Here is a 12,859-nt window from a genome sequence, read left to right as displayed (position 1 = left end):
TAGAAGAATATCAAGCAAGTTTATGCAGCTTTTGACTTTTGCTTGGCACTTTGCTCACGCCCTAATAAGCGAAAATCTGCTGGGTTTACTTTGCGGGTGTTGAGCCAAAATTTCCAGGTATAGGTTGGCCATAATGCAAAGTTTTTTCCGCCATCTTGTTGGTACCAACTGACACAGCCTGATTGCCATACCGTACCTGCAAGCTGTTGCTGTACATTTTCATTAAATTGATCTTGTACTTCAGCTTTTACCGTCACTGCTTGTGTCTGTGTTTTTGCAACCATCTGAATCAATTGCAAAATATAATTTACCTGAGACTCAATCATGAAAATTACAGAGTTATGACCCAGAACGGTATTTGGACCAAGCAATTGAAATAGATTAGGAAAGCCTTTGGTGCTGATCCCATAAAAACTTTCTGCACCGTCTTTCCATGCGGTTTTTAATTCAACGCCGTGTTCACCATAGCAATCGAATGATTTTAAATAGATGCGTGGGTCTGTAATAAAACCAGTACCATAAATTAAACAATCAATTTGACGTTCTTTGCCATCCTTAGTGATGATGCTATTTTCTGTAATTTCCTGAATTCCATCGGTGATTAATTCGACATTTTTACGATTAAATGTTGGAAAGTATTTGTTGGAAATCAGAATGCGCTTACAGCCCATAATATAGTCAGGGGTCAGTTTTTTGGCGATTTCTTTGTCTTTGACTTGGAGTTTTATATAAGCTTCAGCAAGTTTCTGACCATATTTCATGATTTGTGGTTTTACAATGGGGACGACACGTGATTCATTTGACCAGTACAAACGAGCACGGTGTAATTTTCTAAACCATTCAAAGCGACTAAATAGTTTTTTATCAAGTGCATTATAGGCACGTTCATCACGAGGAATCACCCAAGCAGGGGTTCTTTGAAATACATAAAGATTTTGAACTTTTGCAGCAATTTCAGGAATATATTGAATTGCACTACCACCAGTACCAATGGATGCTACATTTTTTTGATTTAAATTATAGTCATGCTTCCAGTGTGATGAATGGAAAACTTCACCTTTGAATTTTTCAACCCCTTTAATTTTAGGAATCTGTGGTACATGCAATGGCCCTGATGCAAAAATAACAAATTGAGCCTCAATTTTTTGTCCACTTTTTAGTGTTAAATGCCAATTGAAATTGTGCTCATCATAACGTGTAGAGACCACTTCTTGATTAAATTGGATGTATTTCTTTAAATTGAATTGCTGAATTAAATCTTGAATATAGTCAAAAATCTCAGGCGCTTCGGCATAACGTTTTGACCAATCTGTTTTTGGTGCAAAAGAAAGCGAGTACATATGTGATTGAACATCACAAGCCGCACCTGGGTACTGGTTCTCACGCCATGTACCACCAACATTATCTGCTTTTTCTAAAATGATAAAATCATGAATATTGGCTTGCAATAGGCGGATTGCCATGGCTAAACCACCAAATCCAGATCCAATAATTGCAACTTGCGTTGATTGAGTTTTTACTTCAGTCGTAGGGGCTGTACTCATTTTTGTTCGCTCTGACTTTTCCAGTTTTGCATAGAATATCGGAAATGCAACGCTTGAAATATGATTGCACTGACACAAAAATTGATATATTCGGCAATTTGCAAAAAACCGACTTTGTAGTACAAAGTTTGGGTAGAAATCAAATGATGATCCAATGAAACGCTCGATTCTCGGTTTAATGTATTTAATTCATGGTATGCGTAATGCTGGAATCGATGTAGATTCACGACTTGCAAGTATTGGGATCAAAGCAGATGCACTTGATCCGAGCTCTATCATTCATCCCAGCTTAGAGTGGGATATACAAAAAGTGATTGGGCAGGGTGTACAGCCAGAAACAGGCTTGTTTATCGGCCAGCATTATTCTTTAGCGGGCTATGGCCCGTTGCTTATGCTCTTGGTGACATGTAGTAATGTTGGTGATGCGATTCAAAATGGTGTGCATTATCAGGGTTTAACCTATTTATATGGTGTCTTAGGGCTTGAGAAAGGCGATCATCAAGTCGCATTAACCTATAAGCCTGTAGATTTAGAAACAGAAATGGGTTTGTTGAGAGCGCAATGTGAAATCTCTGGAACTTATAAATTTCTGGATGATATTTATAAAATGATGGGACTTACAGCGCCCAGCGTGAGAATCGAGTTACCCTTTCAGCAGCCTCAGGATTTAAGTGTATTAAAGCAATATCATGATTATTACGGTTCAGATTTACATTTTAATTGTGAAAAAGCCGCTTTTTGGATCAATGAAGATGTGATGCAACTGCCGATTCCATCCGCAGATCCAATTACACATCGGGTTTACGAAGCCAAGTGTATTGCTGAAATCGAGCGATTAAATGCCGAAGAACAGAAAATTGCGCCGTTGATTCAACGGGTAAATGATTATTTGGAATTACAGCAAGGGATTATTCCTTCGATGGCCGAAGTGGCTCAGGCGTTGAATGTGCCTGAAAGAACCTTACGCCATCAGTTGCAGCAATTAAATACCAGCTATAAACAAATTCGGGAACAGCTGATTAAGCACAAAGCTTTGCGCTTGATTGAATATAAGGAATATTCAATTGAGGTGATTGCGGAATTACTCGGCTACTCAGAACCCGCTGCATTTAATCATGCTTTTAAACGTTGGTTTGGGCAAAGCCCGCGTCAATATGGTAAATAAACAGGTAGTGCTGATATGAGATATAGAGTTAGAATTATCCCAAAGTTTTATTTATCAAAAATGAAAATTCGATATACTTCCTTTAGCCTTTAAAAGTAACAAAATGATATGTTAGATCAGAATACAACTTCAACAGCATTTACTCCCGTATCACCCGCTGAGCGTTATGCAAAAGCATTGTCATCTGGACAGTTTTTACCAGATGATGCTCAGGCTCAAGCAGTACATGAGTTGGAGCGGGTATGGCAAGAATTGATCAATCGTTATAAAGCATCGAAAAAAGCTTTTCGTCGTTTCCGCCGTCAAACTGCACCAAGAGGTGTATATATGTGGGGCGGTGTAGGGCGTGGAAAGACATGGCTCATGGATCAATTTTACGATTCGATTCCTTTTCGCCGTAAAACCCGTATGCATTTCCATCACTTTATGCAATTTGTGCATAAAGAGTTAAACAAGCTTTCTGGACAGCGTAATCCTTTAGATATCGTTGCAGATCAAATTTATAAAGAAGCTGTGGTGATTTGTTTTGATGAGTTCTTTGTATCGAATGTAACTGATGCAATGATTCTCAGTGATTTATTCCAAAAATTATTTACCCGTGGCATTACCTTGATTGCCACATCCAATATTGCCCCAGATGGTTTATATAAAAATGGAATCCATCGTGATCGTTTTATTCCAACGATTGAAATGGTAAAAAAACATTGTGTGGTATTGAATGTTGATGCGGGTGTTGACTATCGTTTACGGGTATTGAAACAAGCGCAATTGTTTAAATCGCCACTGACAGATGATAATAAAGTCTGGATGGCAAAGCGTTTTAATGCATTAACCACATCGCAAACAGTGTCAGAAGAACCAATTACGATTAATAACCGTGTTGTTGAAACTTTAGGCCATACAGAAGATGTATTGTGGTGTGAGTTTAGAGAACTCTGTATGAAACCGCGTAGCCCATCGGACTTTATTGAAATTGCTAATATCTATAATACTGTTTTGGTGAGTAATGTTCCGCACTTAACTGATTTGCTGTCAGAAGGTACACGTCGTTTTATTTATCTGGTAGATGAGTTTTATGACCGTGGCGTAAAACTGCTACTGACATCTCAAGACTCGATTATTGAGATTTATGACGGAGAGAAGCTAGCTTTCGAAATTGAACGTACACGCTCTCGTTTACTCGAAATGCAATCAGATGAATATTTGCAGTCAGAGCATCGTTTGATTAAAGGCAATAGCGAGTTAGAAGTAGAATAATCATTCTTAGAAAGATGTAAAAAAGCGATCCTATCATTGATAAGATCGCTTTTTTTATGGGGGATATTGTCATCAGTATGCATTTTGCAAGGATTGTCTGAGCAATCTATTTAAGGGTGTTCATCCTATTCTAAATACACACGATAAGATTAAACAATCTCATAAAACCAAAGCTATTTAAGTTGTATTCGCTTGATGACTAAAAACAATTAACCCACCTGAATTTCAGTATTAGGATGGCGAACACGACTTTTATTCGGTGTAGCAATTAAATAAGCCAGTGTTAGTGGTCCTAAGCGTCCAGCAAACATTAAACAAATTAAAGCGATTTGGCTGCCAGCATGTAAATTTTCAGTGATTCCGCGTGATAAGCCGACAGTACAAGCTGCAGAAACGGCTTCAAATAATAAGTCTAAAAACTTTTTATCAGGCTCAAGGATCAGTAGAGTAAAAAAGCCAATCAGGATCAGCAGTGAAGTAATTGAAATGACCGCCATTGCCTTAAAGGTCGCCTGATGAGAAACAGAATGCCCAAAAATGGTAATTTCATCTGAACGTTTTAAAAAGGTAATGACACTTAAAATCATAATAATAAATGTGCCGACTTTAATTCCACCAGCGGTACTTAAAGAACCACCACCAATAAACATCAATACCATGGTTATTAAGGTTGATGCATTGGTCATGCTGCTGACTTCCAAGCTGTTAAAACCTGATGAACGAGGTACGGTAGCATGGAACCACGCGTTTAAAGCTTGATCACCAACAGACATTGGAGCCAGTGTTAAAGGATTGGATGCTTCTATTGCCCAAATAACAATAAAGGCAAAAAGGTTTAAGCCCGCAATCGTAGACAGAATTAACTTACTATTGGTAGAGAGTTTCTTCCAACGCTTGGCTCTTTTAATATCCATCAACACAACAAAACCAATCCCACCGATGATATACAGCATACTGATGGTAAATGTCACCATATACTGGTCAGAGAAACTCATTAAGCTATTGGGAAATAAAGAAAATCCACCATTGTTAAACGCAGAAATACTATAAAACAGTGCGTAGAAAAATGCATGTTCTAGGTCGTAGTGATGTGACCAAGCCATGGTTAGAATCCCTGTACCAATCGCTTCAAAGAACAATGAGTAAAGAAAAACCCCTTTTACTGTAAATGTCGCTTTGGCCAAACTGGTTTGACCAATGGTTTCCTGTGCCATAACTTGCTGTCGAATACCAACTTTTGAGGAAAGACTCAAAGCAGCTAAGATTGCAAACGTCATAAAACCTAAACCGCCGCATTGGATCAGGATCATCACCACAACTTGACCGAAGGTGGTTAAGGAGTCGCCAATATTGACGACAGACAGCCCAGTAATGGTTACAGCAGACGTGGCAGTAAACAGGGCCTCTAGCCATGTCAAATTGCCTTGATTAGCAAAAGGAAGTTTAAGAAGCAATGTTCCGATGATAATAAAGCTTAAAAAACCTAAAGCAAGTAAGCTCGGTGGACTGAGATTAATACTATTGTGTTTTTTGTTGATTAGTTCTTTTTTAGATAAACGCATAGTTATAACTATAAGAAACGAATCGAAAATTGTCTTAACATTTCTACAGGACCTTCAAGAATTAAAATATCCTTTTCCTGTAAAATCGTCCCCGGTGCAATATCATACAGTACATGTGAACCGCGTTGTAATAACAAGGTTGTAATTTCGGGGGTATTTTCCATGACCGTTTGAAATTGCGCGCCTTGTAAATTTGCACCTATTTCAATTTTGACGATATAGCGATCATTATTTAATGCCATATAACGTCTCACCATTGGATAACTGAGTGATTGCGCAACACGAATCCCCATGTCTTCTTCAGGATGAATGATTTTTGTAATGCCTAAATGAGACAAAATCATATGATGTGATTTAGATTTGGCTTTTACAAAGATTTTTTCGATACCCAAATTTTTTAAATGCAGTACGCATAGAATACTGGCTTCAATATCTTCACCAATGGCAACCACCACGGCATCACAATTTTTGATATTCAGTTCATCTAACACATGTTCATCGGTAGCATCTGCAATAACTGCATGACTGATTTTATCGGCAATGTTTTCTACATTTTTCTTTAATGTATCAATACCTATTACATCGTGATTTAAGTTGGTGAGTTCTAGTGCAACTGCTTCACCAAAACTGCCTAAACCGATGACAGCAAATTGCGCCATTCTACAAAGTCCTTATCCCGACACTGATTTTGTGTTGGTATGATCATATTCAATTTTTATATATTTTATCTTTAAAGTATTGCAACGCCAATCTACAAACTGAGAATAAAAAGCGATAAATGTAAATAAAACCAGATTTATGTCATAAAAACTTAAAATTGATCCGATATCATTGCTTTGAAATTTAAAAATGCAAAGCCAAGATTGAGCTTTCGATCCAAGAATAAAAATGGATGATAAAAAAATGGATGATAAGAAAATTTTTAAAATTCTCCAACATTGGTTCCCAGCGTTGGAGCAAAGAGATATTCCCAAAAAGAAACATCGTAAACGTTTTGTCGAGTTTCTCAATTGGATCGAAGCTGAAAAGTTTGGTGGGCGATTTCGTGGATATTTAATGAAAATTGATCGTATGCAATTTCATGAAAATGAGATTGAGCGTTGTGCGATTTTTCATGAATATGCAGTCGATAGCTTGGGAATTCAAACTCAAATTCGGGAAAGAGTGAAGCCTTTATTTGATCATTATGAAGTACACAAAGATGTTATTGGGCGCTATTACAATGTTCAAGATCAAGTTTATGATGTTGTATTCGAGGAAATATTAAAACAAGCCAGACAACATGATCATGAACTGTTGCTGATTTATGCTGAAGATTATTATTGGTTGATCGTACCAAATCATGAATATAAAATTGAAAAGTTCTGCAAGTGTTTTAACAAACAATTTCACGATGAAGATGTCAGTATAGAACATTATGCATTATTTGATTGTTCAAGATCGACTTAGTTTTTGCAATTAATTCAACATATTGATAATAAAATAGAGAGATATCCATGTCACAGAAAATATATTCATTACTTCAACATTTAATTCCCGAGCTAAATGCACAACAAATTCCTCAAGATACTGAATTTTATAGTTTTAGTGAATGGATAAATCAACAGCATGATTTCTTGCATTATATTGAATTAAAAGAATATTATGACAATGGAATTGAAAACGATTTCTACTTTAACCAGCACAATATTGATGCTGAGCAATTGCAAAATGAAATCGAAGTCGCAATAGCTGAAGTATTTGATCAGTACGATGAAGATGATGATGTTTCATTAGGTGATCAAATGGACGCAATGCAACAAACAGAAGAAATCATTTTTGATCAAATTAAACTGGTTGCAAATCAGTATCAGCTTTCTTTATTGGTTATATATCGTGAAAATCCGTATTGGATGCTTGTGCCCACACAAGATGAGCAACAATTAAATCAGATTGTGGATGCTTTTAATGACGCATTTAATGATGATGGTGATTTAAATATGGCGGTTTATTAAGTTAACTTTTTCGAATTGTTCTGATTTTATAAAAAATAGCCCATAAAAAAATTTATAGGCTATTTCTATTTTGAAGCTATTTCTATTTTAAGAAACGTTGATAACCTAAGTTATTGGTAATTTCTTGATATGGGTAATTGATATTTTCCAACGTCTCAATCAGTCCATCTGGGTTCTGTACCGCATCTTCTGCATCCAAGCCAACCAAAACACGTCCTTCTGCTGCACCGTGATTACGATAATGGAATAGGCTAATGTTATGGGTTGGACCAAGACGCTCTAAGAATGTTAATAAAGCACCTGGGCGTTCTGGAAACTCAACACGGAACAAACGTTCATTGGCAATATCGGCATGACCACCAATCAAATAACGGATATGCAATTTTGCAACTTCATCATCCGATAAATCATCGACATCATAATGTAATTTCATTGCTTCATAGATGTCATGGCGTTCTTTTTCACCTGCCTTTAAGCTAATACCGACAAAGACTTGAGCGGCAGATGCATCACTGGCACGGTAGTTAAATTCCGTAATATTACGCCCTTGCAAAGCACGACAGAAATTCAGGAAAGAACCTTTTTCTTCTGGAATGGTTACTGCAAAAATGGCTTCTTTACGTTCACCGAGTTCGGTACGTTCAGCAATATAACGTAAACGATCAAAATTCATGTTGGCGCCGCAAACAATCGACACCATATTTTTGCCTTCAAGACCGTGTGCCGCGACGTACTTTTTAATACCTGCCAGCGCCATAGCGCCTGATGGTTCAACAATACTACGACATTCATCATAAGTGTCTTTAATTGCCGTACAGATTTCATCTGTATTGACCAGTACCACATCACGTTCAACAATTGGACCTGAGTTATCAGATTTTTGTAGTTGAATCACTTCAAATGGCTTTTCACCGATTTGAGCAACGGCTGTGCCATCTGCAAATAAGCCTACAGAAGGGAGTATCACACGTTGATTGGCTTCAAATGCTGCTTTTAAACATGCAGATTCATCATATTCGACAGGAATAACTTTGACATGCGGGGCAACATCACCAAGATATGCTGCTACACCAGCAATTAAACCACCACCGCCCACAGCAACAAATACATATTCAACATCACGCCATTGACGCAATATTTCATTGGCAATTGTACCTTGGCCGGCGATAACCAGTTCATCGTCATAAGGCGGAATAAAGGTTAAACCTTCGTCATTTGCACGTTGAATAGCATATTTGTTAGCAACATCAAATGAGTCGCCGTGAAGCACAACATCACCACCCAAACGCTTTACTGCTTGAACTTTAATGTCAGGGGTAGTTTTCGGCATCACAATAATGGCGCGAATACCTAACTTTTGACCAGATAAAGCCACGCCCTGAGCATGGTTACCTGCTGAAGCAGTAATAACGCCACGTTCCAACTGAGATTTCGGTAATTGACTAATACGGTTATACGCACCGCGTAGTTTGAAGGAAAAGACAGGTTGTAAATCTTCGCGTTTAAAGCGAATGTTATTGTTTAGTTTTTCACTAATTCGTGGCGCTGCTTCGAGTGGGGTTTCGATTGCAACGTCATACACCGTTGCCTGTAATATTTGTCGAACCAAACGAGACAGCATGTTAATTTTCCATCTAACAGTTTAAAATGAGCGCTCATTGTAACAAACCGTTGTACCTTTGCGTTTTAAAATTATGCAAAATGTGCAGGAAATTGAAATTTTATTGAGAGATGTCATGAGCCTTTATGCAACCCAGGACGAGAAAAAACAAGCTGCAGCCCAAGCCGCTTTAAAACACTTACCAAGAGGGGGCATTTTGGGAGTCGGTACTGGTAGTACAGTGAACTTCTTAATTGAATTATTACCTCAGTTACAACTTGAAGCAGCCGTAGCCAGTTCAGAAGCAACAGCTCAACGTCTTAAGAAATTAGGCATTGAAGTGGTTGATATGAACCATGTTGGTGGTTTAGATGCTTATGTAGATGGTGCTGATGAAATTGACCGTCATTTACATATGATTAAAGGCGGTGGTGCTGCACTCACACGTGAAAAAATCGTGGCATCTATTGCGAAAAAATTTGTATGTATTGTCGATGACTCGAAATGGGTCGATCAATTAGGCCGTGAATTTCCATTGCCTATCGAAGTGATTCCTATGGCACGTTCAGCAGTTGCGCGTAAAATTGTATCTTTAGGCGGTGACCCAGTTTATCGTGAAGGTGTGGTAACAGATAACGGTAATGTCATTCTGGATGTGTATAACTTAAATATTTTGAATGCATTAGAGGTCGAAAAAACCATTAACGATATTCCTGGTGTGGTGTGTAATGGTATTTTTGCGATCAATAAAGCTGATGTCGCTGTAGTCGCCACCAATGATGGTATTGAAGAGCGTACCGCAGGATAAGAAAAAATTTCCCCTAACTTCTGCTTGAGTAAAGACGAGGTTTACTACCTCCCTTTTTTAAGTAAGCGTTGGGGGAGATTCTAAAAATAAGCGTATTAAGATGGCAAATCTTCCTGAAATAAAAATCACACATCATGCACGTGCAACACGCTTGCGTTTACGTGTAGAACCCACGCAGATTCGCCTAACTGTGCCCAAATATTGTACCCAACGTCAGATTCAGCATTTTTTACACGAGTCTGAACAATGGATGATTGATACCTGGCATAAACAGCAGGAAAAAATACAGCAAGTTGATCAGATATTACCGACAAGCTTGCAACTGTTTAATTTAAAACATCCCTTAGAAATTATTTATAAAACTCAAAAAAATAGCTATATTTTAGATGAGCAAAGGCATCAGTTATTTATCAGCGAGCGTCAGCCTGAAAGCTATTTAAAAGCTTTTGTGATTGCTTATGCAAAGCATTATTTACCAATCTATTTAAAGCAAGTCAGTGATGAAACCCGTTTAAAGTTTGGACAGTGTGCTGTTCGACACCCGAAAACGCGTTGGGGAAGTTGTACAGCCCATCATGATATTATGCTCAATAGTGCCTTGGTTTTATGTGATCAACAAATTACCCGTTATGTCTGTGTACATGAATTGGCACATACCAAACATTTTGATCATAGCGCTGCTTTTTGGTCTGAAGTTGAAAAGCATGATCAACACTATCAGCAGCATCGTAAAGTTTTAAAAAGTAGTGTAATGCCTTGGTGGTGGGCCTAATAAAATAAGTAAATTTCTAGATTGCATTAAAATAAAAAATGAGGAAAAGCGTATGACTGTAAAAAGAATCATAAGTAATATTAAAGCTTTAGACTTAGCCAGTGCCCAAGCTTTTTATGGTGATTTTTTAGCGATGGGCTTGGTGATGGATCATGGCTGGATCAAAACATTTGCCAGTCAGGAAATCATGCATCCACAAATCAGTATTGCTTCGGAAGGGGGAAATAATACAGATGTACCCGATTTTTCAATCGAGGTCGACAATGTGGATGAACTTTATGAAAAAGCCAAAAAATTAGATTTAAACATTCTCTATCCCTTAACCCATGAAGACTGGGGTGTTAGGCGATTCTATGTCAAAGATCCATTTGGAAAGGTTGTAAATATTTTGCAACATATTGAATATTAAAAATTAATGAATTAAGTAGGATTTTTAAATGCAGTGGAATAAATTGGTTCCAGAACTGATCGTCACCGATTTAGATAAAAGTTATCATTTTTGGGTGGAAATACTGGGTTTTTCTGTAATGTATCAACGGGCTGAAGAAAAATTTATCTATGTGGAACTTGATGGTGTTCAGTTTATGTTGGAGCAACAACAACAAGGGCAATGGTTAACAGGAGTATTGGCCTACCCATTGGGAAGAGGGATTAACTTTCAGTTTGAAGTAGACCAACTCGACAGTATTTTAAATCGTTTGGATGTCGCACAATGGCCGCTGTTTGAAGCGTTAGAAGAACGTTGGTACCGTGCAGAAAATATAGAGCATGGACAAAGGCAATTTTTAGTTCAAGATCCAGATGGTTATTTATTACGAATTGTTGAGGTGATTGGAGAAAGAGCAATAACGTTAGATTAAATAAGGCTGGCTTAAATAAGCTAAGGTTATAGGGACTTTAATTGAGATACAGCGATGCACATCAGATCTTTTCAAAATCATGACCGAGCACCATTGAGTGAACTTTTTTTAAATAGCAGAAAATTAAGTTGGCCGTGGTTAGATTCTTCAAAATGGGGGCTGAGTGATTTTGAAAAATATACCGAAAATGAAATGATTTTAGTGGCTGAAAAAGACCAAGAATATTTGGGATTTGCATCTATTTTTCTGCAAGAGAACTTTTTACATCATCTATTTATTGCCCCAAATGCTCAAAATCAGGGTGTAGGAACAGCATTGCTACACGCAGCAGAACAACTGTTTACGGGTGCAGGCTATCTCAAATGTTTATCAGAAAATAAAAAAGCTTTGTCTTTTTATTTAGGTCATGGCTGGGAAGCAATCAGCACTGGAGAAAGTGAAGAAGGTGGATATATTTTGATGTCAAAAGCAAAACTTATTCAGTAAAACTATTGATCCATTCTATAATTATTTCGACGACTTCATCAGGCTGTTTAATCCATGCACTATGTTGATTGCCCTTGGTTTTATGGGTTAAATCCAGCGTGTTTATTTGTGGGTTTTTAAAATAACCACTTAGGCCAAGCATTGAAAACATTGGTGCAAAATCATCGCCATTTAAATAGACAAATAAGGCAGCGTTATTCACCACGTTTTCTTGCCCAATAATATGTGCATAATTCCCTGTAAAGATAACTTTAGACCAATCATGCATTAAGGATTTTGTCTCTTTATTCCCAAAAGCAATTTTATAGCCTGCAAAATAACCATCTTTTAAAATCATGGCGTTGATCACTGTGACTGCTTTTAAAATATTGATTTTACCTTTTAAGTCCCAATTTTTTAAACCGATATTGCCTGTGGCAACACCAATGACTTTGTTTGCATGATTTTGTGCATAAAGTGTTGCTAAATGTCCACCTAAACTATGTCCAAATAAGATTGGAACTTGTTGGTTTAGTTCTAAAGCCAGCTTTTCCAGTTGAGGAATAAAGTCATTGAGTAAATCAGCATAACCATAATCAATCTTTGTTGAAACAGGCGGAGTATTACGCCCACAATGGGGATAATCAGCGACAATAACATTCAAGCCACTTTGGCTTAAAGCGGTAATAAGCACCTCGTATTTACTGATTGCTATGCCTAGCGCAGCCAGCAAGATAACACTATGGCTGTTTTCAGGGTTTGAATAAATATCGACTACAATTGGATATTGCCCAAAATCAATATTCTTTTGGGTAAAAGAGGTATTTTTCAT

The 12,859-nt window shown here is 37.5% G+C and carries 14 protein-coding genes; 9 read left to right on the top strand and 5 right to left on the bottom strand.

All coding sequences use genetic code 11. The annotated features are described in order from the left end of the window. Positions 1–20 precede the first annotated feature (20 nt). Positions 21–1,544, bottom strand: coding sequence for a flavin-containing monooxygenase (locus ACQ7EO_RS11780; protein ID WP_434277379.1), 1,524 nt, complete (start codon positions 1,542–1,544; stop codon positions 21–23). A gap of 154 nt (positions 1,545–1,698) precedes the next feature. Here ACQ7EO_RS11780 and ACQ7EO_RS11775 point away from each other — a divergent pair, with 154 nt between their 5' ends. Beyond that, a complete protein-coding gene (locus tag ACQ7EO_RS11775) occupies positions 1,699–2,709 on the top strand; it encodes an AraC family transcriptional regulator (protein WP_004720772.1) in 1,011 nt (336 codons plus the stop codon). A 108-nt stretch (positions 2,710–2,817) separates the two neighbouring features. Beyond that, positions 2,818–3,966 carry a cell division protein ZapE gene (gene zapE / locus ACQ7EO_RS11770; RefSeq protein ID WP_004720770.1) on the top strand — a complete coding sequence of 383 codons (1,149 nt, stop codon included), beginning with the start codon at positions 2,818–2,820 and terminating at the stop codon, positions 3,964–3,966. Between the two features lie 209 nt (positions 3,967–4,175). Here zapE and ACQ7EO_RS11765 read toward each other — a convergent pair whose 3' ends face one another. Both ACQ7EO_RS11765 and ACQ7EO_RS11760 read right to left on the bottom strand, forming a co-directional pair. Continuing rightward, on the bottom strand, positions 4,176–5,528 hold the full coding sequence (locus ACQ7EO_RS11765) for a TrkH family potassium uptake protein (RefSeq protein WP_004720769.1): 1,353 nt from the start codon (positions 5,526–5,528) through the stop codon (positions 4,176–4,178). 8 nt (positions 5,529–5,536) lie between these two features. Continuing rightward, positions 5,537–6,187 carry a potassium channel family protein gene (locus tag ACQ7EO_RS11760; RefSeq protein ID WP_004821282.1) on the bottom strand — a complete coding sequence of 217 codons (651 nt, stop codon included), beginning with the start codon at positions 6,185–6,187 and terminating at the stop codon, positions 5,537–5,539. Between the two features lie 244 nt (positions 6,188–6,431). On the opposite strand from ACQ7EO_RS11760, the gene ACQ7EO_RS11755 reads away from it, so the two are divergent. Then, positions 6,432–6,977: a hypothetical protein gene (locus ACQ7EO_RS11755; RefSeq protein WP_004821284.1), complete on the top strand. Its 546-nt coding sequence runs from the start codon at positions 6,432–6,434 to the stop codon at positions 6,975–6,977. A gap of 47 nt (positions 6,978–7,024) precedes the next feature. Further along, the gene (locus ACQ7EO_RS11750) at positions 7,025–7,522 is read left to right on the top strand and encodes a hypothetical protein (RefSeq protein ID WP_434277377.1); all 498 of its coding nucleotides are present in this window, start codon (positions 7,025–7,027) and stop codon (positions 7,520–7,522) included. Between the two features lie 82 nt (positions 7,523–7,604). On the opposite strand, the gene ilvA is transcribed toward ACQ7EO_RS11750, so the two are convergent. Beyond that, the gene (ilvA, locus tag ACQ7EO_RS11745; RefSeq protein ID WP_434277376.1) at positions 7,605–9,143 is read right to left on the bottom strand and encodes a threonine ammonia-lyase, biosynthetic; all 1,539 of its coding nucleotides are present in this window, start codon (positions 9,141–9,143) and stop codon (positions 7,605–7,607) included. Positions 9,144–9,258: 115 nt separating this feature from the next. Between ilvA and rpiA the strand changes: the two genes are divergently transcribed. The 5 genes from rpiA (at position 9,259) to ACQ7EO_RS11720 (ending at position 12,048) form a co-directional block, all read left to right on the top strand. After that, on the top strand, positions 9,259–9,930 hold the full coding sequence (gene rpiA, locus ACQ7EO_RS11740; protein ID WP_034610544.1) for a ribose-5-phosphate isomerase RpiA: 672 nt from the start codon (positions 9,259–9,261) through the stop codon (positions 9,928–9,930). Positions 9,931–10,030: 100 nt separating this feature from the next. Continuing rightward, positions 10,031–10,702, top strand: a complete 672-nt coding sequence (locus ACQ7EO_RS11735) for a M48 family metallopeptidase (protein WP_434277375.1) — start codon at positions 10,031–10,033, stop codon at positions 10,700–10,702. 52 nt (positions 10,703–10,754) lie between these two features. After that, entirely contained in the window at positions 10,755–11,111 is a 357-nt protein-coding gene (locus ACQ7EO_RS11730; RefSeq protein ID WP_434277373.1) for a VOC family protein, read from the top strand. A gap of 28 nt (positions 11,112–11,139) precedes the next feature. Then, positions 11,140–11,562 carry a bleomycin resistance protein gene (locus ACQ7EO_RS11725; protein WP_244015881.1) on the top strand — a complete coding sequence of 141 codons (423 nt, stop codon included), beginning with the start codon at positions 11,140–11,142 and terminating at the stop codon, positions 11,560–11,562. 54 nt (positions 11,563–11,616) lie between these two features. Next, positions 11,617–12,048, top strand: a complete 432-nt coding sequence (locus tag ACQ7EO_RS11720; RefSeq protein ID WP_004821299.1) for a GNAT family N-acetyltransferase — start codon at positions 11,617–11,619, stop codon at positions 12,046–12,048. Here the strand turns inward: ACQ7EO_RS11720 and ACQ7EO_RS11715 are convergent. Then, positions 12,038–12,859: an alpha/beta fold hydrolase gene (locus ACQ7EO_RS11715; protein WP_434277372.1), complete on the bottom strand. Its 822-nt coding sequence runs from the start codon at positions 12,857–12,859 to the stop codon at positions 12,038–12,040. The two genes, ACQ7EO_RS11720 and ACQ7EO_RS11715, sit on opposite strands and share 11 nt — an antisense overlap.

The sequence above is a fragment of the Acinetobacter sp. CE-15 genome, assembly GCF_051059255.1.
Taxonomy (GTDB): domain Bacteria; phylum Pseudomonadota; class Gammaproteobacteria; order Pseudomonadales; family Moraxellaceae; genus Acinetobacter; species Acinetobacter guillouiae.
Note: the sequence above shows the minus strand (reverse complement) of the source record. Positions and strands in the feature narration are given on the sequence as shown.

Excerpts from the sequence above, each read along its gene's own strand:
- ACQ7EO_RS11750 (WP_434277377.1), top strand. The coding sequence starts at position 7,025 with ATGTCACAGAAAATATATTCATTACTTCAACATTTAATTCCCGAGCTA.
- rpiA (WP_034610544.1), top strand. The coding sequence starts at position 9,259 with ATGAGCCTTTATGCAACCCAGGACGAGAAAAAACAAGCTGCAGCCCAA.
- ACQ7EO_RS11725 (WP_244015881.1), top strand. The coding sequence starts at position 11,140 with ATGCAGTGGAATAAATTGGTTCCAGAACTGATCGTCACCGATTTAGAT.
- ACQ7EO_RS11755 (WP_004821284.1), top strand. The coding sequence starts at position 6,432 with ATGGATGATAAGAAAATTTTTAAAATTCTCCAACATTGGTTCCCAGCG.
- ACQ7EO_RS11735 (WP_434277375.1), top strand. The coding sequence starts at position 10,031 with ATGGCAAATCTTCCTGAAATAAAAATCACACATCATGCACGTGCAACA.
- ACQ7EO_RS11720 (WP_004821299.1), top strand. The coding sequence starts at position 11,617 with ATGCACATCAGATCTTTTCAAAATCATGACCGAGCACCATTGAGTGAA.
- ACQ7EO_RS11715 (WP_434277372.1), bottom strand. The coding sequence starts at position 12,859 with ATGAAAAATACCTCTTTTACCCAAAAGAATATTGATTTTGGGCAATAT.
- zapE (WP_004720770.1), top strand. The coding sequence starts at position 2,818 with ATGTTAGATCAGAATACAACTTCAACAGCATTTACTCCCGTATCACCC.
- ACQ7EO_RS11760 (WP_004821282.1), bottom strand. The coding sequence starts at position 6,187 with ATGGCGCAATTTGCTGTCATCGGTTTAGGCAGTTTTGGTGAAGCAGTT.
- ilvA (WP_434277376.1), bottom strand. The coding sequence starts at position 9,143 with ATGCTGTCTCGTTTGGTTCGACAAATATTACAGGCAACGGTGTATGAC.
- ACQ7EO_RS11730 (WP_434277373.1), top strand. The coding sequence starts at position 10,755 with ATGACTGTAAAAAGAATCATAAGTAATATTAAAGCTTTAGACTTAGCC.
- ACQ7EO_RS11765 (WP_004720769.1), bottom strand. The coding sequence starts at position 5,528 with ATGCGTTTATCTAAAAAAGAACTAATCAACAAAAAACACAATAGTATT.
- ACQ7EO_RS11780 (WP_434277379.1), bottom strand. The coding sequence starts at position 1,544 with ATGAGTACAGCCCCTACGACTGAAGTAAAAACTCAATCAACGCAAGTT.
- ACQ7EO_RS11775 (WP_004720772.1), top strand. The coding sequence starts at position 1,699 with ATGAAACGCTCGATTCTCGGTTTAATGTATTTAATTCATGGTATGCGT.